Below are 20,443 nucleotides of genomic sequence, written 5' to 3' on the forward strand. Positions count from 1 at the left end.
TTAGAAATTATTTGCACTTCAATTAAGGAAAACAATGATTGAAAAATAACCTATTTAAGGCAAATTAATTTTACAAACATCATCACATCTTTACACCGACATCAACTATTTTGCCATCTTTATCTATCACATACTTTTTAGTTTTTCTTACAACTTTTGATTTTTTATTTTTGGCATTTATATTAAAATATTCATAATTAATAATTATTTCATTATATTTATTAATATTCCCAAAAAAATGCAATTCATCGTCATGATTCCCTTGTATTGAAATCCAAGAAACTAATGCCCCATTTTTTTTGTATACAACTAAAATAAGCTCATGTTTTTCTTTTACAATATCAATAGGCTCATATGAACACCTGTAGATCACACCAACAAAGCCACGCTTTACCATAAATTTTCCTATAGCTTCGTAGCTGTAATCTTTATGAATTGGCCAAGTATTTTTGTCTACACCGAAATACAACCACTCATTCGCGGACAAGCTTCTCGCTGTCTCATTGAAAGCAGCACTTTTACTTACATCAGAAGAAACGAGTGGAATATCAAGATAGCCAAGCGCACTAATAAATTTCGAGAATTGCTCACTATCTGTTTGACAAACAGCTGAACCGCTTGCAAACACAAGATAAATAATAAATAGAAAATTTTTCATTTGTTTTTTCTTACAGTAGTACCAGTATAATTAATCGAGCCATTATAATAGCTCCCTTTAAGTTTTCCACTATCGTTTATTTGCATGGAATTAGTAGAGGAAGTACCCTTATTCTCATGCGCTGTTCTAGGGTCAAAAAAATTGTATGTTGTAGAAGTTACCTGACCATCGCTTATAGTTTCGGTTTTGCCTGACACAACAACAAAGTGATCTGTCATCCCATCAAAGTTTGGAGACCCGTTCCTGTAGTCTACGCCTATAATAATTGGGCTACCATTTTCGATAGTTTGATCAATTATCTTAACACCACTTGCCGCGTCAACGCTAGCAGCACCTGGTTTACCGTTATCGCCTTTTTCTGTTAAGAGCGTTTCCGAACCTCTACCTGCAGTCTCTATTCCCTCATTCGTCAGCATTTTCTCACATGCCTCGTAACAGTTTAGCCCTTCATTAATTTGTGACACCCAACTAGATTGTGCAATAACCTCATACACAATAGAAGTAACCTCATTCTGGGTATAAATAAGTGATATACCTTCCCCTATTTTTTGTGTATAGGTTGCCCCAACATTACTATAACTTTGCCCATTAATATTTTGTGCCTTATCATGACTATCACGCCAAATCATCGCTCCCGTTTCACTATTCATAAACCAGTCTCTTCCATCTGGGTCTATATTTAAAACTGGATTATTACCTGCATAGTGATAGGAAGACATTGTAATACTATTTTCTGCTAATGGATCCACGACATGCCACCTCCCCAACTGCGCATCATACATCCTAGCGCCATAATCATTCCACCCTAAACCCAGCTCAGTCTGCTTTTCCTTCCCATTGTACTGATGCTTATTCTCACCCTGCCCTCCCGTCTTCTCAAGGCCGGCCAGGCTTAAGCCCCAGGGGTCGTAATGGTTCTCCTGAACCTGCAGGCCCGGGTTATGCTTTACCTGCACGTCGTCGAAGAAGACGTCTACATCGCTTTCGTTGCCCACATACACCTGAATGTAGCCATCGGCGGGAGCAATAAGATTCAGGAACAGCGACTCATAGTTGTTGAAAGCCGTGGCGGGTAGCTGCACGGTTTGTTGGTCGACCAGCACCGAGTCCTGGTTGAACAACAGGGCTCGTACATATCCTTTCGGGACACGGCCATTTTGAGTGAGCTGAGGAACCAACGTCAGGCCAATGCCGAGGAATGGCAGGGGTCGGATGCTGTTGCGGCCACCGTCCGTAAGCAGTGGTGAAGGTGGTGCCTGCTGAAGCATGGCTGTCACAAAAGCCAGGGTTGAGAAAGTAAAGCCGGTGTTCTGCACCTGCTGCTGGTACATGCCGGGAGCTTCCACCCTAATGGTGTCGCCCTTGTGCACCGGGAGCATTTTGAGCGGACCGATTGGCGTGCCGGTGGCAGCATTTAACCGGGCTACGTAGGAGCCGGTGCGGGCCAGCGTCGGGCCAATCAGAAACCGGGTGGAAACGATGCTGCGGGTATCGAACTGCTGCTCTTCCCGCTGAGCTACGTCGGTGGGGGCAGCTTCCATGGTGGCCATGTAGCTGGCTTTGTCCCCGGGCCGGAACGCAATTCTCAGGTTGCCCAAGTGGTCCTTCAGGGTGTACTCCCGAACATAACGGACCTGCCCTGAGTGGGACGACACGAAGCGCAGCACCCGGCCTTCGGCATGCGGGAAGAAGTGCAGAGTATCCCCTTCGTACTGAAAGCTGCCCAGATAGTCGGTCCGTTGCATGGGCTTACCAGTTTGATAGACAAGCTTCGCTACTTTTTGACCGGTAGCGGTATAACGAAATACGATGCTGTCGGCCCGGCTGCCGAACGTAATATGCTGGGGAAGATTGAGGTAATTATAAGCAATACTGGTGATTCCTTTGTTACTGTCGGCGGTCATATTGCCGTTGGCATCGTAAGAATACTCGGGCTGTCCGGTGGCCCGCGTTTTTTCCTGGAAGTCGCCGGCCAGTGAGGTGGGAGCAGCTGCGCTGCCGACGGGCTGCGGGAGTCGATTCGTGGTCACGGCATCGTCAACGGCCACCAGCCGGTTACCCTGATACGAATAGGTCAGCACGTCTACCTGCCCGTACTGCTTGGGAGCGGTGCGGGTGGCAGCGGCCAGAAGCCCGCGGCGGCGCAGGGTCAGGATATTGCCATTCTCATCGTAGCTGACAAAGCTGAGCCGGTAGTTATTTCGCTCCCCATCCCAGGAACTGGTTGGGCTGCTTGTGCTGCGCGCAACAAAGTCGCCTTGCAGTATCCGGTTCGCCCCATCGTAGACGTAGCCGTAAGCCCGCTCAATTCCGTCGCTCTGACTCCGCCACTGCTGCCCGGCAATGTTGCCGTTATACTGAGGCTGGGCAAAGCCACAGTCATAGCTCAGGCGCATGCCCCAGAGCAGGCTGGTAGCCGTGGGATTGGTCAGCACCACGTCGTTGATGCTGCGCAGCCAGCCCCGGATGGTATAGGAAAAGTTGGCCTGCTGATTAGCCAGACCATAGCTTTTCCGGGTAAGCTGCCCCAGCTCATTGTAGGTATTCTGCACCACAGTGGTTGGCTGCGGCTCGTTATCGACCTGTTGCTGAACGGTAAGCAGCCGCCCGGTGTGGTCATACGCAAACTGCTCGGTAACCTTCAGCGGGCCACCCAGGTTGGGGCCGGTATGTTCGGTATAGCTCTGCATCACTTTGCCCAGGAAGTCGGACTGAGTGGTTGTAATATCCTGGCCGCCGCGGGCATTCGTGCTGACGATCTGCACCGGCCTCCCCTGCTCACTGTAGAATGTAGTGGTTGTAAGCCAGGCGCCGGTGCTGGACGCTGGCACCTGCAATACCCGAATCCGGGTCCGGGTAGCAAAGCTGATTACGCGTTGCTCATCCGCCTGAGGTTGGGTACCGCTCACAAAGCGCCGGCCGTACCGGGAATCGAACTGGGCATCGGCAGCGCCCTGCCCGTCAGAATCGAAATCGTAGGAGTCGAAATAATGGATGCTCAGTAGCTGCCCGGCCGAAAACCCGTTCTGGCCGAGCACAGGATATGCCCGGTCGGTGGTGTAGTGCTCGGGGTAGGCCGCAGCGGCAGTACGAACTTCGAATTGGTTGGCAGCGGCCAGCGCTTCGCGCTGCAGCACCGTCGCGGAGGCAGGTCGGCTACAAAGGCCGGTAACGACCGTCCGGCCCAGCTGGTCATACTTCGTGAAGGTCCACTCATTGCGGGTGCGCTGTAGTGCATCCTGGCTGAGAATCGGGCGGTCCAGCTGGTCGTATACTATTTCCGTACGCCCATCAGTGCCAGGGACCTGCTTGCTGATGACCAGCCCGCGGCTATTGTAGTAGTAGCGAAACAGGAGCACTTCCTCAGCCGGCGTAATCACCCAGTTGCGGGCAACCAGGACCTTGGCTGCCTTTGGGGGCACCACAATCCGCAGATTGCCAAAGTCGTCGTAGATGTAAAGGGTCGTAAGCCACCCCGGGTTCACCCCTCCTGCCCTTTCTCCAGGCGGCGGACACTCAACCCGCTTCATCACCACCAGCCCCTTTTTGTCTTTGAACTCCTGGGTACGGAAATTATGCTCGTCCCGGACCTCCGTTTCCCACAACTCGCCCTCCAAGTACAATCCTGCGAAGCCCAGAGAAAGATCTGATGGATCATACCCGACGATGAAACGAGGAATATCCTCGGCACTTCGGTTGGGGCCCTGGCTATAGGCAACCGCGTGCCCGGCGCTGAGCTGCAATTTTTCCCCCGGCGCGCCCTGGGCCAGCACCCGGTTCAGGTCGGAAGGCTCAAAGCCCTGCTCGCTAAAGGCGGCTCCGGTGCGGGCCACATTTTCGGTGGCGAAGCCCGGGCCCGTGAACCGGTCGTTGTAGAAATCAAACTGTTCCCGGAAGGCATTAGGATAATAACCGTTGGCCAGTGGCAGGACGGTGGCTGCAAAAGGCAGGTACTGCCGGGGCTGCCGGCCCAGGGCATCGTAGGAGACCAGCTGCACTACGTCGCGCCGCTGCGGAGACTGCTGATGCTGTACCGTCTGAACCGGCCGCCCCAGACCATCGATATAGTCGGTTCGACGCAGGACGGAATCAGTTGGTGCGCTGGCCAGCAGACTAGCATCCGAAAAAGCGACCTGGGGCGAATAGGTGCGGATAAAGTTGATGGGGCCCTCAACAGGACTTTCAACGACCTGGTCGACGGCAGCCTGGCAGGTTCCGTCAACCGGCCGGTTTTCGGTCAGGGCGGTGTACGGTAGGATATCGGCGTAGACAGCCCGGGAATACAGCTTCATCCCCACCACCCAGTCGTTGGTGACCCGGACCCGGTAGAGCCCCTGCTGTTCTTCAGTTGGGGAGGGCCACCGCAGCTCGGAACTCGTTTCGCCGGGAATATCTACCCAGACCTGACTGACCAGACGCTGCCACTGGTAATGATTGTAGTTGCCGCCAATGGTGCGGGTCAGCACCAGTTCCCGGCTGCGCTGAAACGAAACCGTGTCGGCCGGCCCGGGGGTCCGCTGACCTTCATCGAAAAACTGATAGATGCCGGGGCTCGTAACGTTGGCCTCGTAGCTGGCATAATCCAGGTAATTCCCGCCCAGTCCTACTTCCAGGCTGCCGACCTGCAGCGGCTTGCCGAAGGCAGGCACGTGGGTAAGCTCATTGTTTTCCAACGTTAGCTTATAGAGGCGGCGCCCGGCCGTAACCCGAAAGCCGACGGGCAGGGCCCCAGAAAAGCGATTATGGTCCAGGTGCAGGAAGACGGCATCCAGTGCACCGGGAATTGTTTCTGAAAGCGCGTTGTGGCTTAAATTCAGGCGGTTTAGGCTCCTTAGCTGCTCGTACGAAGCCGGCACGGGACCGGTGAGCCGGTTGTGGTCGAGGTCGAGCAAGCTCAGCTGCCGCAGGCGGGACCACGAAGCAGGCAGGCTGCCCTGCAGCTGGTTGTACGACAATGACAGTGCCTGCAATTCCGACAGCAGCTCCCATTGAGCGGGGAGGGTACCGCTGAGCTGATTGTGGTCCAGATAAAGCCCCAGTAGCGACGACAGGCTGCTCCAGGTCGAGGGCAGGTTTCCTGTAAAGGCATTGTTGTTCAGCATCACCTTGCTCAGCGACGAAATACTACCCAGTGCAGCGGGCAGGCTGCCAGTAAGTCGGTTCGCCTGCAGATCCAGCAGCTGTAGCCCAACGAGCCCGCTCAATCTGGCCGGCAGCGGGCCCGACAACTGATTATGCGCCAATACGAGCTCCTGCAACTGACTGAGCTGCCCCAGAGAGTCTGGAACCGGGCCTGAAAGCTGATTCCGATCAGCCCGCAGAATACGCAGGCTCTGCAACTGCCCCAGACTGGCTGGCAGGCCCCCCTCAAGCTCATTGCCGGCAACATCCAGAATCTCCAGACTCGTCAGGCTACCGAAAGAGGCGGGCAGCAGCCCCGTAAGGCCGGCCTGCTCAATTCGCAGCTCTTTGAGTTGAGATAAACTTCCCCAGGAAGCCGGTAAATTAGCGCTGAAGCTATTTTGACCGAGCATTAAGTGCTCAAGCCGTATGAGCTGGCTGAAATCCTCAGGTAAATCCCCGTCGAGTTGATTGAAGCTTAGGTCAAGTATCAGCAACTGGTTTAGCTGGCCAAGTTGGGAAGGAATTGCTCCGTTAAGTAAGTTATTATTGACCCGTAGCTCCTGGAGCTTAGCCAGTTGTCCTAATCCCGGTGGTATCCCGCCTTCCAACGCGTTTCCCGCCAGATTCAGCCTCACTAGTTCCGTCAGGCTGCCCAACTCCTCCGGAATTTTACCGGATAACTGATTGCCGGACAGGCTGAGCTCCGTGAGCTGGGTTAGCTGACTCAGCTCAGCGGGGACTTCCCCCTTCAGGTTGTTGCGCTCCAGCTTGAGGTAGCGCAAACCAGTCAGCTCACCCAGTTGCCGGGGTAGTGTCCCGCTCAGGTTGTTGCTCGACAGCCGCAAGCCAATCACGTCTCCGTCCTCGACTTCTACGCCATACCAGGCATCAAGGGCATTTCCCTGTTCGTCGTCCACCCAATTCGCATGGTTATCCCACTTTTCGCCCTCGGTGGCATAGAAGAGCTGGCGTAGGATTCGCGCCTCCGTAGAATCAGGTACTAGACCTTGAGCTAAAGTCGGCACTGCTGTAGCCAGGAGCAGCAAGCTGGCCACGAATGGATACAGGAGAATAAATTTACGAAGCATAACACGGATAATTAGCACGCTGAATCCTCATCCTCAGGGACGGGCATAGTGGTATTCCTGGCCTTTCAAGATCCTGCCTTGCTCATCCCGGATCAGCAGAAGCCGGCCCAGCGCATCATATTCGTAGCGTGTGGTGCGGTTGCTAGGGTCGGTTTTGGACAGGATACCGACCAATGGCAGGTAGGTCAGCGTAGTTAGGCGGGCATCCTCCGGATGAAGGCGAAGCTCATCGATCAGCCCGTCTGCACCGCTGATGTTTAGGTCGGAAACTGTGGTGCTGGTGACGACAAACTGATAAAGCACAAAGCTCCGCTCGTCGCGCACGGGAGTAGCCACCACCAGGGGCGTCACCGGCTGATTGTTCCAGGTCACCCGTGGCACTTCAGTGGCCCACAGACTTAGCCGGTACACACCGGCCGGAATTGAGTCACGCCACACGCCGCTGCCCAGCCGGTAGGCCCAGGCCCCGGTGTGCCCGCCCGGGCTGCGACCTGCCGCGGTGGTGTCATATTTCCAACGCCCGGTGAAGCCGCCTTTCTCGAAGCTGCTGGCCGCCACTTGGTCGTAGTGCGCGTTCTGGGCCTCGGCCAGCAGAGCCTGGCCCGGCCCCCACAGCCGGGCGATGGGCTGGTTGTGAGGCTGGTGAAGCTCTACTGCATTGCCTTCTTTGTCATAAGCGTCGACAAGCATGGTTTCCTCCATGCGCGGGTCGATGCCGGCAACGGTGGGCCGTATGCCATAATCCGTAACCGGCTGCGTCAGCGGGAGTTGCATCTTCGCCCGCAGACGCAGCTTGTTGTTCGCATAGGCGAAGTCGGTATACTCGACACCTGTCACCTTTCTGGTCAGGCCCTCATAGATGCTGGTTATGGTTTCGATTGGAACCGACAGCATATGCAGGGGGCCGGCCATGGCCTGAACCGCCGGGCGCACAGGGTCGGAGAAGGGATAATAGTATTCGGTGGTCCGACGCAGTGTAGGCGACAAATCGTGCTGCTCCAACCCCAGCTGCCGGCCGGTCGGACTATAGAAAAAACGCTTTTCCTGCACGAAAGACGACGTATCCCGGGTACTGTACCGGTACTCCCGCACGTGTGACGGCTGGGCGAAGCCTAAGCGATTGAAATAGATTTCCTTAAGAAATACAATGGGGTCCGCCGGCACGCCCGTTGTAACCCCCATAGGAAAGGCCACGACCAAGCCCGGCACATCCTGGGCGAAAAATTCATAGCTGGTCCGGGTGCTTTTTACCGGCAGCCACTGCCCATTCTCCCGCCGGTTCTCTACCTGCTCCTGCAGCAACCCTGTCTTAAAGGAGTTGGAGGTTGGCGGCGGAAAAGGAAGGTCGTCTACGATTCGATCAGGGTAGTCGTAAGGCGAAGAAAACCGGTGACAGGTTTGACTATAGGGAGCATTGTCCACCATATTGGTGACCCGCACTTCCCGGTAGCCAATGTGGCTGCCCTGGGTGGAGCCGAGGGCGGTGCGACTGCGGGCCAGCCGCAGCCAGTAGATGCAGTTAACAAAGCCCGGAGTGCCTCCCAACTGAGATGCATAATAAGTGTGATAAGCATAGAAAGGCTCATCGTAGATTACGCCCGTCGACTTTTCCTGCGCTTCCGGCAGAGCATAGGAAAAGGTCCGGACAATAGGGCGAGCATCCCGAGGACCGGTATAATCCCGGATGGAGCGGATACGAATCCCACCCGTCAGCTTCTTGAGAATCGGCCGATTTGTAAAATCCGCGTACTCGACCCGGATATAGGCCCGGTCGCAGCCGGAAGCGCCGCTCGTGGGTTGATAATCGGCAGGATTGCAGGCAAAGACTTCCAGGGTATAGGTGCCCGGCATCAGCTTCGTAACGTGCGAGCTGTCACGGGGCTGTTCCCCGGCCTGGGCGGTACCTGAGTTGAACACTAGATTCCCATCCGCATCGCGGATTCGGGCGTATGGCTTTTGCCCAGATGTCACGGCGCAGCAGGTAAAGACGCTGTAGTCTACTTTGACCGTGATGCCGCAGGTGGGGTCATAGGGTTGATAAGCCGGGCAGGCCGGGTTCGGGGCAATAGTGAACTGCCGCGTACTGGCCCGGCAAGTTCCCAGGGCCAAAGTCGTGTCGCCGCAGTTTACTCCCAGATCCACCATCACGTCCTGCGTTTCATAGTAGCTAAAGGTGCTTAGCTCCCTCGCATTCACGTAGCCATAGTCGTTGGACTCGTACTCAAAGGCCGTCTTACCGCCGGTAGCATGGATGATTTCCGTCAACAGCCCGGCCTGCGCGTATTGGGGATGTACTTCCCGGTCGGCTCCGGCCCGGATCAGGAAGCGGCGGTTACCTAGCAGTGCCAGCTCACACCCCGGAATCAGGCTGGTGTTGCCGGTAGCCCCATTAAAGTAACCCCAGTGGTCCTGGGCCCGGGAGCGCACATCAGCGGGCAAGGCCACGGCCGTGTTGTAGCGAAAATCATAGTATGGCACCTGCAAGCCGCTCAGCCGGCCCTGCCGGATGCTTTTCAGCGTCAGGCGCCCCGTGGGGTTATCCGGAAAATAGGAGAAGATAAACGACTTCACCTCCGTGCCGCTGCTGTTGAGCAGGCTCACGCTGCCCAGGCTCCGGATGTTGTAGTTTCCCCGGCCCGTCAGCCCCAGCGTGTCGCTGCGCACGGAGTCGGGTCGGATTACGATACTAGCCGTGCTGCCGGAATTTCGGATGCGGTGAAGCCGGAGGCCATCAAACTCCAGCTCGCTGATCGACCAATCAAGCTGGCCGTCGGTAGGTGTCGGGCAATTGGCAATGGAGTGCTGGATTGATTCCGACGTCCGCTGGCCGTATTTGATCTGATAGCTGTCGTACTCGAAATAGATACTATGCTCCTGGTTTACGTCCGTTACCGAGGTTAGAAACCAGGCTGATTTAAATTGCAGCCCGGACCGTGAGGTACAGTTTTTAAACCCATCGTGCTTGGTGTGCTGCGTGGTGGTTTCTGCGTCCTGAAACCGGTAGACAGAGCCCTGCCCATCGGTGATCTTCCAGCTGTTGATAACGCTGGCAAACGGCGTTCCGGCAAATACCGGCTCGATCTTTACATCCTTGCTGGAGCTGACGACAATGTTTCGATTCCAGTCAAAGCAAAACTGTCCGGAATAGCCGTTGAAGTTGAAGTAATAGATGTCGGGCTCCCCGTCGGTGCATCCTTGCGAAATGCCGTATAAAGTGGACCAGTAGGCGTAGTTAGATCCCACGGAAAAATCAGTCAGCCGGTTATAGTTTACCTGCTGCGTCAGGGAAAAGAAGTTGATGCTGCCTCCAGGCTGCGGCGGCATATCGTCGGGGCGCCCCCGCACGACGCGGGTTACCACGCCGCCCCCATTAAGCGTCCAGCCCAGCCCTACCCAGCTGGCTACATCCTCGACCCGGTGACCAGTAGCATTATAGCTCAGCGACAAACCCACGGTGAGCGGACCCTGCCGCAGCTCAGTCAGCGGAACGCTGATCTGCGGAGCCCCGGTGTATAGATTGACGGGTACCGCGGCGTAGCGGGCCAGACTGGACGCTTCCGGGGAAGGCGGCACAAGCGAAATATCTTTGGGAAAGGTTGGGTTCTGGCTTTTGACCTCAGGGGCAGCTACCAATAGAAATAGGGCGAAGAGTATAAGGTGCTTCATAGACTATAGTTTTTAGGATGGTCAATAGGGTTCACAGGCCGGCCTATTCGACTTGCGGTAGGGGCCGAACTAGAGCTGCGGCACCAGAACGGGCGACCAGAAACTAGCGGGCACTGCCTGAAGCCACCAGCCAGACGCTGGGGTAACTCACGGAAGCAACAGGGAGCAGGCAGGGGCGGACAAACACCACGCGGCGCAGAGGCGGCGGGTTAGTGAGTCAAGTGTAAGAAGAGTGACCGGGCGAATGCAAGTGCCGATAGCACTTTATCGGATAGCTGATAACAATTAGCAGTTTTCCGATAACTACCCCCGTTTCGCACCAGTTGCACCACCGATAAACTAAACCAATGGGCTGGCTGGCATCGTCCAGATAAGATACCATAGACCTTTTAATAGGGCGTTTCCGGGCTCCCGCACCAGGATTATCGGAGGCTGCGAATATTCTTCCGGCTCGCCTTCGTAGGATTCCTAGCTGTTTTTTCCGTAAACTTAGGGGCTGGTACTCACCCCCCTGCCCTATGAAGAACGTCGCCGCCCTCGCCCTGCTGCTGGCTTTAGCCACTCCCGTTGCTGCTGCCAAGAAGAGCCCGGCGCTCCGGGTGCTGGACCAGCGCAACGGCTTCCGGACGGCCAAGCTGGGTTCTGATATTCGCAGCTTTCGGTATCTGACACCTGAGCGCAGCGACGCCAGCACCCAGACCACGTACTACATCAACACGCGCGAAAACCTGCGCATGGGCGCCTACAAGGTCACCGGCATCAGCTACGGATTTTATAAGGACAAGCTCTGCTCGATCGAGGTGCGCGTGATGGGCGACGTGAACTGCCGCGGCATCCACGACCTGCTCGTCAGCGACTACGGCCCGAGCCAGCGCCTGCCCCAGGTGAAAAGCGAGCAGTGGGAAGGCCAGCAGGTCACGCTGCGCTACACCGAGGTGCCCCAGGGCTTTGCCACCGTCACCGTTACCAGCAACGCCCTGACCGAGCAGCGCCTCGCCGAGCGCAAAGCCCCTGGCTCCTACCCCAGCGCCTAAGCCCGCTTCGGCCGGAATAGCCTGGCCACCTTTTCGGCTTTCCTCCAGAACATTTTCCTGTTGCTGCGCCCGGTCGGTTGACGGCGGGTAAATCAGTCGTGCCCACTTCCCGGAGGCCCGACCCGGGCTGTTCGCGCAGCAGCTTTCCTGAAGCTGAACGGTAGGAGCTTTTTTTAAATTTTTGTGTAAAGTTTTCGGCCAATAGGTTAAACAAGCCGTAAGTAATGCTGACCTAGGGAGTTGGGCAGCGCCGACCGGCGGTTTATCTCCGGGCCGGACGGGCTGCAGAGGGCCAATGCGGGGGCGGCTGGGCCGGCCGGTATAAACCAAGGCTCGACAGTTGCGTAAAGCTGAACAAGGGATGTAACTTTTTTCTGTTCCTGCCTTCCGCCCTGCCTACGCACATGCCTGACCAACAATCTTCTATATATAGCGAGGAGTTTCTTTCTTTTATAAATAAAAAGGAATTCCCCTGCGTGGCCGCCAAGACGGCCCTGACCTGGCAACAGCTCCACACCCTCGAGGTCGAGCATATGGCCTGCCCCAAGGACGACCTCGCCATTCTCGATTTTCTCTACGGGTTCGTGGACTCCTACCGGCAGTCTGACAAGCTCTACCACAGTGCCGCCGTCATCTTCCGGGGCCCCGAAAACCCGTCGGAGGCGATGTTCGAGGAGCTGTTCTGGCAGCGCCTGCAGGCCCTCTCCAACCTCGACGCCCGGCGCTACGGCTACGACCCGCGGGTAGTAGCGGATCCCGGGTCTCCCGACTTCAGCTTCAGCCTCAAGGAAGAGGCGTTTTTCGTGGTGGGCCTGCACCCGGGCAGCTCCCGCCCGGCCCGGCAGTTCGGGCACCCGACGCTGGTGTTCAACGCCCACGCCCAGTTCGAGCAGATCCGGGCCAACGGGCGCTACGACCACCTGCGCGACACGATCCGCACCCGCGACATCGCCTACTCGGGCTCCATCAACCCCATGCTCCAGGATTTCGGCCAGTCGTCGGAAGTGTACCAGTACACCGGCAAGGTGTACGACAATGCCTGGAAATGCCCCTTCTTAAGCCAACATGGATCAGCTGACCATCATTCCGCCGCGTAGCGGTGCCGCCTTTATCCTGCGCCAGGGCCAGCGCCTCAAGGTAGTCGACATCGAGGGCGAGCAGGTCTCGGACTTTGTGTGCTACAGCCTGGCCGACACCGCCGAAGTCTTGTCGTCGGGCCGCACCATCGACTATGCCGAAACTATCTTTCTCACCACGGGCCACCCCTTCTACTCCAACCGCAGCACCGTGATGTTCGAGCTGGTCGAGGACACCGTGGGCCGGCACGACTTTCTGCTCACGCCCTGCAGCGCCGACACGTTCCGCATCATCTACGGGCACCAGCACCCACACCGGGGCTGCTTCGGCAACCTGAGCGAAGTGCTGGCGGAGTACGGCATCAGCCCCGACACGATTCCAATCTGCTTCAACATCTTTATGCACGTGACGGTGGACGGCGAAACCGGCAAGGTGGGCGTGCTCCCGCCCAAGAGCCGGGCCGGCGACTACGTGGTGCTGGAAGCCAAAATGGACCTGATTGTCGGCATGACGGCCTGCTCGGCGGAGATGTCAAACAACTACGCCTTCAAGCCCATCGGGTATCAGGTGATTGGGGCTTAGTTGTTAGTTGTTAGTTGTTAGAACGATACTGACAACTAACAACCGACAACTAAACTACAGATACAGCCGGAAGGTGGTGCCCTCGCCTACCTGGCTTTCCACCTCGATGCGCCCCCCGGCCTGGTGCACCAGGCGCTGCACGAGGTAGAGGCCGACTCCCGAGCCCGGGACGTCGGAGTGAAACCGGCGGAACAGCTGAAACAGCTCCTGCCCGTGCCGCTGCAGGTCGATGCCCCGGCCGTTGTCGCGCACGCTCAGCACCGGTGCCCCATCAACCAGGGCCGTGCTGACCCAAAGGTGGGGCGGCCGGTCGGGGTGGGCATACTTTAGCCCGTTGCTAAGCAGGTTGTACAGGATGCTCTGCAGGCCCGGGCGGGGAAAGTGCAGGCGCGGCACTGCCGCGAAGTCCAGGGTAAAGCGGGCGTCCGTGCGGGCGGGCAGGCTGCGGATCAGCTCTTCGGTGAACGGCTGCAGCTCAATCAACTCTACCGTCGTATGCTCCTGCTCCCGCTGAAGCTGCACCACGACGGTCAGATCCTCGATGGTACTTAGCATCTGCCGCAGCGCATCGTTGAACATCGAAACCATGCCCGGGGCCTCGGGGTCGGTAAAGGACGCCGTGCGCATCAGCTCCTCGAAGATGCCGGCCATGTTGTTGATCGGCTGCTTGAGGTCGTGCGAGGCGGTGTACACGAAGTTGTCCAGGTCCTGGTTGATGCGGGTGAGCTGCTCGTTTTTGGCGATGAGCTGCTCGTTGGCCCGCGCCAGCTGCCGGCCCTGCTCCTCGGCCTGGCTTTTGGCCCGCAGCAGCTCCTGCTCGTACTTCTGGCGCTCGGTGATGTCGAACAGCGTAATGCGCACGAGCAGCGGGTTGCCCAGCGGGTCGCGCAGCAGCTGCGCGTTCAGCAGCACCGACAGCCGGCTGCCGTCGCGGCGCCGCAGCTGGTAGCTGATTTCCCGGACCTCGCCCTGCAGCAGCAGCAGCGGGGCACAGTAGGTTTCGTAGTGCAGCCGCCCGCCAATGCTCAGCAGCTCCTGAAAGGTGCGGTGGGCCACCAGCTCGGTGCGGGTATAGTGCAGCCAGCCCAGCAGGGTCTGATTCAGCTTAACGAGCGTCCCATCGGGCAGGCAGGAGCAGTAGCCGCAGGGCGCGTACTCGTACAGCTCCTCCACGTTCTCGGCGGTGAGGCGTAGGTCCAGCTCCGGGTACTGCTCTTCTTCGGCCTCACGCATGCTCCTGGGGTACCGGGCTTAAAAAGGTGTTCATGGCCGCAATTGTAGCCTGGGGCGCGCTCAGGTGGGGGCAGTGCCCCGACGTATCCAGCACCACCAGCTCGCTGTCGGCCAGGTGCTGCCGCAGGTAGGTGCCCACTGCCAGCGGGGCCAGCGCGTCGTGGGCGCACTGCAGGATCAGCGCCGGGGTGCGTACCCGGGCCAGGTCGGCCCGGTTGTCGGACAGGAAGGTGACGCGTGCGAAGTGCCGGGCAATGGTGGGGTCGGTGCGGCAAAAGCTGTTGTTCAGCTCGGCCGCCAGCTCGGGCTGGTCCAGGTGGCCCATGATAACGGGCGTAATACTGGCCGACCAGCCCAGGTAGTTGCTGTCCATGGCCTGCAACAGCTCTTCGATGTCGGCCTGCTCGAAGCCGCCGTTATAATCCGTATCGTTCAGGTAGCGGGGCGAAGGAGCCACCAGCACCAGCCGGGCAATGCGGTCGGGCGCCCGGGCCGCGGCCAGCACCCCGATCATCGCGCTTACCGAATGACCCACCAGCACCACGTCGGGCAGGTCCAGGGCCGCCAGCACTTCCAGGATGTCGTCGGCATGGGCCGAGAGCGAGTTGTAGCGGTCCGGGTCGTAGGCCGTCAGGTCCGACTGCCCCGCCCCTACCAGGTCGAGGAGCACTACCCGGTAGCGGTCTTCAAAGGCGGGCGCCACCAGCCGCCACATGTGCTGGTCGCAGCCGAAGCCGTGCACGAATAGCATTGCCTGGGTTCCGGCCCCGGTTACGGTGACGTTGTTGCGCTTCAGAACATCCATAGTACACGACTTAAGTCTGCTACGACTAAGCTACAAAGTAAAGGAACGGCCGGAAGCGCCCGGCGGTTTTGCCGGTTATCGAAGGTCGGGCTTACCGGCCGGGGCCGCAGCCTGACGACCAGGGCACCGGCCTTAACGGCAGCAGCACCCGGTTACGCTGCACTGCGGGCAGCCGGCGACCGGGCACACGGACTGCCTACCGGGAGTGGCAGGCCTGGCACTGGGCCTCGGTGGGAACCGTGTAGAAGTGTTTTTCCACCGCCTCGTCGATAGCGGCCTGCACCGCCGAGAGCAGCTTGTTGCGCTCGGCATGGGGCGTATTCTGCAGCATCTGCTCAAACGCCGTGCGGTACACGTGCGACATGAAGTTGGAGCCGTAGGTGGCAAAAAGGCCATCGTGGATTTTAGCGAACGACACCTTTTCTGCCGTTGAGATAGTCTGGGAAAGCGCCAGCCACTGTTGTGCATTAGCGGCCAGACTCCGTTGCAGGTCTTCGTTCATGGGTTTCAGGAAATAAGGATTGTACACGAGTAGCTAAACCGCCGGCACGACTTCGGCCGGCCAGTTGACCTGCCGCAGCAGCACCCGGAACTCGGCTTCGGATGCCACGCGCCCCTGAAAGCAGTACAGCAGCTGCCCTTCCACGGCTTCGAGCAAAGTCAGTTCGTCGTCGTCGTAGAGTACGATGGTTTCCTGCCCGCAGGCGCTGGGCCGGCTAAAGCGTGCCTGCCGGGGCGGCGACGAAAACCGGGTAAAGCCAAAGGCCTGCAGAAGCTCGGCCGAGGGCTGGTAGGAAGAAGACATAGGTGGGGTCCCGAAAAAGGGCGCCCGGCCAAAAGGCCGGTCGGTAAGCAGGTCCGGAGCCGGGCCACAACCGGCCGCAGCAGACACCGCGGCCATCAGGTCAGGTACCGGCTACTGCCGGAACCGTCAAGTTCGTCATTCCCCGGTCAGCATCCTAACCGGCCGGCCCGCCGCACCGGCTATTAACACAGCTGCGCTGCCAGCACGGCCAGGCCGGCCAGCAGGTACAGGGTCAGGCGCTGAAGCTTGCGGACGGGCGGGTGGTGGTCACCCATGCCGCCCCAACGCCCCGGGCCCGTTATAGCTCAGCTTACTTGTTTCAGGCTGCTACCGCTTCCCGGGCCGGCTGCCGCATCAGCACGACGTAGAGCGCACCCGAGAGCAGGAAGCCCACAAACCAGGCGTAGTTGTAGACGCCCGCCAGCCAGGGCCATACCGTGCCGGCCGGCACTGCGCCCACCGCCTGCAGAAAGCCGGGAATGTTGGGCAGAATCCCGACGACCAGCGCCACCATGGCCGGCCAGTTGATGCCGTTGCTGTACCGGTAGCGTCCCTCGTAGCGGTACAGGTCGGGCACGTCGAGCTCCTGGTGGCGGAGCAGGTAGTAGTCGGCAATCATGATGCCCCCGATGGGGCCGAGCAAAGCCGAGTAGCCCACCAGCCAGGTGAAGATAAAGCCCGAAGGGTCGGCAATCAGCTTCCAGGGAAAGGTCAGCAGGCCAATAATGCCGGTGATGTAGCCTCCGGTGGTAAAGCTGATCCGGGAAGGGGCGAAATTGGCGAAGTCGTTGGCGGGGCTCACGATGTTGGCGGCAATGTTCGTCGCCAGCGTCGACAGAGCTACGGCCAGCATGGCAATGCTCACCAGCAGCTTGCTGTCGAAGCGCCCGGCCAGCACGACCGGGTCCCAGATGGTTTCCCCGTAAATCAGGAACGTCGCGGACGTGACGACCACGCCCACAAACGAGAACAGCGTCATCGACGTGGGCAGCGCCAGGGCCTGCCCCACGATCTGGGCCCGCTGGCTGATGGCGTAGCGGGTGAAGTCGGGAATGTTGAGCGAGAGCGTGGCCCAGAAGCCCACCATGCCGGTGAGGGCCGGGAAGAAGTACGCCCAGAACTCGGCCGAGGACGCGAACTTGGCGGGCCGGGCCAGAATCGGGCCGAGGCCGTTGCCGGCTGAAATTGCCCAGACCAGCAGGGCCACCGCCGCAATGGGCAGAAAAAAGGCCTTGAACACGAGCAGCTTCTTGATGCTATCGACGCCCAGGTACACCACGTACATGTTGATCAGCCAGAACAGAAAGAACACCAGCGCCGGGCCGGTAGCCAGTCCCCACGACGCCGGAAACACGGCCGGCAGCGTCGCCAGCCCCGGCAACCACAGCACCGCCATCTGGTAGAGCGCAAAGCCCCCGATCCAGGTCTGAATCCCGAACCAGCCGCAGGCAATGACGGCCCGCAGCAGCGCCGGCACGTTGGCGCCGCGCACCCCGAACGAGGCCCGGGCAAACACCGGAAACGGAATGCCATACTTGGCCCCGGCGTGGCCGTTGAGCAGCATGGGCACCAGCACCACGGTGTTGCCCAGCAGAATGGTGAGCAGGGCCTGCCACCAGTTCATGCCGCCCTCAATCAGCGACGACGCCAGCATGTAGGTCGGGATGCACAAGCTCATGCTGATCCAGAGCGCCGCGTAGTTGGCGGTGGTCCAGGTGCGGGCCCCGGCCGGAATAGGCGCCAGGTCCTCACTTAGCAGGCCATTGCTCAGGGGTTCGGCCATCAGCGGTTCGGCAGCAGTGGTAGAAGTTGGGGTCATGAGCAGGCGCGGCAAGGGTTGAACTGTAAATAAAGCAGTTTACCCAGGTATTTCGCAACCGTCTGATTTTCCGGCCGCTCCCGGCCAGCGTCGGCGTCTGCCCCCGCGGCACGCTATCTGCCAATCCGCCCGACACGGAACCGGCAATGCAGGCCTGCCTACTCCGTCGGAGCGTCTTCGGCTGCTGCGGGCTCGGGGTTGGGTGCGTAGACGAGCACGTAGGCCGGCGGCAGGTTCAGCAGCACGTGGTCCTGGCTTAGCGGGCGGAAGAACTTCTCGAACAGCCGGGTATTCTGCAGGGTGTACTGAAACAAAATCAGCTGGCCATCGGGCAGCAGGATGTGGCGGGTATGCTCCAGGATGCGCCAGCCCAGCCGGGGCGACAGGGACGTAAACGGCAGCCCGCACACCACGTAGTCGGCTTTGGCAAGGCCGAGCCGCTGCAGGTGGTCCCCGGTTTTGTCGGCCGAGTCTTCGATAACGTGCACGTTGGGCTGGCCGGAATACCGCTCCCGCAGCTCCTGGCAGAACCGCGGATTTACTTCCAGCAGCACCAGCGCCGTTTCGGCCCGGCGCCGCTTGATGAGCTCATCGGTGAAAACGCCCGTGCCCGGCCCGTATTCGACGATGCAGGCGGCGCGCCCGAAATCAATCGGCTCCACAACTTTCTCGGTCAGGTCCCGGGAGCTGGGAATCAGGGAGCCGACGGTGGACGGGTCGCGGAAAAACTCTTCAACAAACGAAGGCAGCATAAAAAGGCGCGGGCAGGGTCAGGTAGTGCGTGGGTGTACGGCTGCCCCGGGCATCGGATTCACAATTGTGGTTACCGACCCCGGCTGCCGGTGCCTGAACCGGGTGAACAGCAGAACCAGAACACCCGCCGCGCTGCCCCAGGACTTCACTCTAAACCTGAAAAAATATAATTACTTTCGTTTCCCTGACACCAGCACACCCGTAGCTGAGCCCGAACCACGGCTTCTGCACGGGTCCAGGGCGGATCCGGACTGGTGTCGTTATTTCTGACCGACCGCAGCCTATGCGTTTGAAACGACCTGCATCCGCAACTCTCCTCTGGGGCCTGCTGCCGCTGGGGCTGCTGACGAGCCCTGCCCGGGGCCAGGGCGCTGCGCTGGACGCCGGTTTGCGGTTCCAGAAAACCCTGAACCTCTACTACGAAAACGGCCTGACGGTGCAGTACCGCAGCCCCCGACTGCTGAAGAGCCGGCTGCAGGTAGGGCTGACCCACGTCAGCAGCCGGCTGGGCTCGGCCATCGGCTCGAATGCCATCAAGCAGGACAACGTGTTTGTGTCCGGAGCTTATCTGTTCCGGGTGGAGCGCACGGTGCAGCCTTTCGTGCGGCTGAATGCCGGCTGGTTCCGGGCCGACTACGAGTCCGACATTTTCAAGGATCTGACTTCTTCCTCGCCCCTGCTCTCGACGGAGCTGGGTTTGCTGGTGCCCACCAGGTACCGAATCAATGCCGGCGCTTCGGTGGGCTACAACCTGATTACCGGCGACGGGTCCGACAGTCCCGGCACCCTGTTTCCGCTTTTCTACCAGCTCAGCCTCACGTACGCTCTTCTAAAGCCCGCCGCACCATGAAAAAGCCCGCTTTTCTCTTTCTGCTGTGCCTGACTCTGGTGGCCTGTGAGAAACAGCCCGAGCTAAGCCCGGATACCCTGGATGGAGGTTTGCTTTTTGACGCTTCCCTGTACCAGCCCGAAAAATACCTGGTGTCGCGGGCCACCCCCCAGCCGACGCCCGCCGAGGCCCAGCGTCCGGTGCTGATTGCGGTGCACGGCTACAGCGCCTCGACGTTTGAGTGGAGTGAGTTCCGGCAGTGGGCCGGCGGCCGCACCGATTTCGCCGTTTCGCAGGTGCTGATGGGTGGGCACGGCCGCAGCTACGAGGCGTTCAAAGACGCCTCCTGGCGCGACTGGCAGGCTTCGGTGATAGACGAATACCAGGCCCTGGAGCGCGCCGGCTACCGCAATATCAGTCTGGTCGGCTCTTCCACGGGCTGTACCGTTATTCTGGAAATGCTGGCCAGCGGGTATTTCAACAGCCACCAGAAGCCCCGGCAGGTGCTGCTCGTTGACCCCAACGTAGTGCCTTCGGATAAGCTGCTGACCTTGGTGGGCGTGGTGGGCCCGCTGCTCGGCTACGTGGAAGCTGATAACACCGCCGCCGAAGACAAGTACTGGTACCATTACCGGCCCTACGAAACCCTGAGGGAGCTGCGCACCGTGGTCAACATCGTGCGCAAAGACCTGCAGCGGGGCTTCCGCCTACCGGCCGGCACCCAGCTGAAGGTCTACAAATCCACGTCGGATCCTACCGCCGACCCGGTCAGCGCGGTGCTGATTCACAAGGGCGTACGCACAAGCGACGACAAAGCTGTGGACGTAAGCATGGTCAACTCCGACCTGCACGTTTTCACCCGCCTCGACCTGCGCCCTACCCCCGTTACTGCCCAGGACCGGGAAAACCAGCGCCTGGCCTTTGAGGATATAGCCCTGCGCCTTACCCGGTAACCGCCGCTGCGGGCTGA

General features: G+C 58.9%; 14 protein-coding genes. 5 read left to right on the forward strand and 9 right to left on the reverse strand.

Going from position 1 to position 20,443, the window contains the following annotated elements; genetic code table 11:
* Positions 1 to 82 precede the first annotated feature (82 nt).
* Genes LJY25_RS17245 through LJY25_RS17255 form a run of 3 tightly spaced genes read right to left on the reverse strand, consistent with a single transcriptional unit; the run spans position 83 to position 10,536 of the window.
* Complete coding sequence (locus LJY25_RS17245) at positions 83 to 658, reverse strand: hypothetical protein (RefSeq protein WP_227609718.1); 576 nt, start codon at positions 656 to 658, stop codon at positions 83 to 85.
* On the reverse strand, positions 655 to 6,870 hold the full coding sequence (locus tag LJY25_RS17250) for a DUF6443 domain-containing protein (RefSeq protein WP_227609719.1): 6,216 nt from the start codon (positions 6,868 to 6,870) through the stop codon (positions 655 to 657). The genes LJY25_RS17245 and LJY25_RS17250 overlap by 4 nt, the downstream gene beginning before the upstream one ends.
* 33 nt (positions 6,871 to 6,903) lie before the next feature.
* On the reverse strand, positions 6,904 to 10,536 hold the full coding sequence (locus tag LJY25_RS17255) for an RHS repeat protein (RefSeq protein ID WP_227609720.1): 3,633 nt from the start codon (positions 10,534 to 10,536) through the stop codon (positions 6,904 to 6,906).
* 518 nt (positions 10,537 to 11,054) lie between these two features.
* Here LJY25_RS17255 and LJY25_RS17260 point away from each other — a divergent pair.
* The 3 genes from LJY25_RS17260 (at position 11,055) to LJY25_RS17270 (ending at position 13,229) form a co-directional block, all read left to right on the forward strand.
* Positions 11,055 to 11,570, forward strand: coding sequence for a hypothetical protein (locus tag LJY25_RS17260; protein ID WP_227609721.1), 516 nt, complete (start codon positions 11,055 to 11,057; stop codon positions 11,568 to 11,570).
* Between the two features lie 404 nt (positions 11,571 to 11,974).
* On the forward strand, positions 11,975 to 12,667 hold the full coding sequence (gene gntA / locus LJY25_RS17265) for a guanitoxin biosynthesis heme-dependent pre-guanitoxin N-hydroxylase GntA (RefSeq protein ID WP_227609722.1): 693 nt from the start codon (positions 11,975 to 11,977) through the stop codon (positions 12,665 to 12,667).
* Positions 12,636 to 13,229, forward strand: a complete 594-nt coding sequence (locus tag LJY25_RS17270) for a DUF1989 domain-containing protein (protein WP_227609723.1) — start codon at positions 12,636 to 12,638, stop codon at positions 13,227 to 13,229. The genes gntA and LJY25_RS17270 overlap by 32 nt, the downstream gene beginning before the upstream one ends.
* 54 nt (positions 13,230 to 13,283) lie before the next feature.
* Here LJY25_RS17270 and LJY25_RS17275 read toward each other — a convergent pair whose 3' ends face one another.
* The 6 genes from LJY25_RS17275 to LJY25_RS17300 form a co-directional block, all read right to left on the reverse strand.
* A complete protein-coding gene (locus LJY25_RS17275) occupies positions 13,284 to 14,462 on the reverse strand; it encodes a sensor histidine kinase (RefSeq protein ID WP_227609724.1) in 1,179 nt (392 codons plus the stop codon).
* On the reverse strand, positions 14,455 to 15,267 hold the full coding sequence (locus LJY25_RS17280; RefSeq protein ID WP_227609725.1) for an alpha/beta fold hydrolase: 813 nt from the start codon (positions 15,265 to 15,267) through the stop codon (positions 14,455 to 14,457). Before LJY25_RS17280 ends, LJY25_RS17275 begins: the two co-directional genes overlap by 8 nt.
* 196 nt (positions 15,268 to 15,463) lie before the next feature.
* Positions 15,464 to 15,769: a hypothetical protein gene (locus LJY25_RS17285; protein ID WP_227609726.1), complete on the reverse strand. Its 306-nt coding sequence runs from the start codon at positions 15,767 to 15,769 to the stop codon at positions 15,464 to 15,466.
* Positions 15,770 to 15,802: 33 nt separating this feature from the next.
* Entirely contained in the window at positions 15,803 to 16,072 is a 270-nt protein-coding gene (locus tag LJY25_RS17290; protein ID WP_227609727.1) for a hypothetical protein, read from the reverse strand.
* Between the two features lie 319 nt (positions 16,073 to 16,391).
* On the reverse strand, positions 16,392 to 17,891 hold the full coding sequence (locus LJY25_RS17295; protein ID WP_227609728.1) for an NCS1 family nucleobase:cation symporter-1: 1,500 nt from the start codon (positions 17,889 to 17,891) through the stop codon (positions 16,392 to 16,394).
* A 158-nt stretch (positions 17,892 to 18,049) separates the two neighbouring features.
* The gene (locus tag LJY25_RS17300) at positions 18,050 to 18,643 is read right to left on the reverse strand and encodes a class I SAM-dependent methyltransferase (protein ID WP_227609729.1); all 594 of its coding nucleotides are present in this window, start codon (positions 18,641 to 18,643) and stop codon (positions 18,050 to 18,052) included.
* Positions 18,644 to 18,933: 290 nt separating this feature from the next.
* On the opposite strand from LJY25_RS17300, the gene LJY25_RS17305 reads away from it, so the two are divergent.
* Together LJY25_RS17305 and LJY25_RS17310 are read left to right on the forward strand one after the other, a co-directional pair.
* A complete protein-coding gene (locus LJY25_RS17305) occupies positions 18,934 to 19,494 on the forward strand; it encodes a hypothetical protein (RefSeq protein ID WP_227609731.1) in 561 nt (186 codons plus the stop codon).
* Positions 19,491 to 20,426 carry an alpha/beta hydrolase gene (locus LJY25_RS17310; RefSeq protein WP_227609733.1) on the forward strand — a complete coding sequence of 312 codons (936 nt, stop codon included), beginning with the start codon at positions 19,491 to 19,493 and terminating at the stop codon, positions 20,424 to 20,426. Before LJY25_RS17305 ends, LJY25_RS17310 begins: the two co-directional genes overlap by 4 nt.
* Positions 20,427 to 20,443 lie beyond the last annotated feature (17 nt).

The organism is Hymenobacter translucens (genome assembly GCF_020685205.1).
Lineage (GTDB): Bacteria > Bacteroidota > Bacteroidia > Cytophagales > Hymenobacteraceae > Hymenobacter > Hymenobacter translucens.

Bases quoted from the DNA above. Each gene is read 5' to 3' on its own strand.
- LJY25_RS17245 (WP_227609718.1), bottom strand. From the start codon at position 658: ATGAAAAATTTTCTATTTATTATTTATCTTGTGTTTGCAAGCGGTTCA.
- LJY25_RS17250 (WP_227609719.1), bottom strand. From the start codon at position 6,870: ATGCTTCGTAAATTTATTCTCCTGTATCCATTCGTGGCCAGCTTGCTG.
- LJY25_RS17255 (WP_227609720.1), bottom strand. From the start codon at position 10,536: ATGAAGCACCTTATACTCTTCGCCCTATTTCTATTGGTAGCTGCCCCT.
- LJY25_RS17260 (WP_227609721.1), top strand. From the start codon at position 11,055: ATGAAGAACGTCGCCGCCCTCGCCCTGCTGCTGGCTTTAGCCACTCCC.
- gntA (WP_227609722.1), top strand. From the start codon at position 11,975: ATGCCTGACCAACAATCTTCTATATATAGCGAGGAGTTTCTTTCTTTT.
- LJY25_RS17270 (WP_227609723.1), top strand. From the start codon at position 12,636: ATGGATCAGCTGACCATCATTCCGCCGCGTAGCGGTGCCGCCTTTATC.
- LJY25_RS17275 (WP_227609724.1), bottom strand. From the start codon at position 14,462: ATGCGTGAGGCCGAAGAAGAGCAGTACCCGGAGCTGGACCTACGCCTC.
- LJY25_RS17280 (WP_227609725.1), bottom strand. From the start codon at position 15,267: ATGGATGTTCTGAAGCGCAACAACGTCACCGTAACCGGGGCCGGAACC.
- LJY25_RS17285 (WP_227609726.1), bottom strand. From the start codon at position 15,769: ATGAACGAAGACCTGCAACGGAGTCTGGCCGCTAATGCACAACAGTGG.
- LJY25_RS17290 (WP_227609727.1), bottom strand. From the start codon at position 16,072: ATGTCTTCTTCCTACCAGCCCTCGGCCGAGCTTCTGCAGGCCTTTGGC.
- LJY25_RS17295 (WP_227609728.1), bottom strand. From the start codon at position 17,891: ATGACCCCAACTTCTACCACTGCTGCCGAACCGCTGATGGCCGAACCC.
- LJY25_RS17300 (WP_227609729.1), bottom strand. From the start codon at position 18,643: ATGCTGCCTTCGTTTGTTGAAGAGTTTTTCCGCGACCCGTCCACCGTC.
- LJY25_RS17310 (WP_227609733.1), top strand. From the start codon at position 19,491: ATGAAAAAGCCCGCTTTTCTCTTTCTGCTGTGCCTGACTCTGGTGGCC.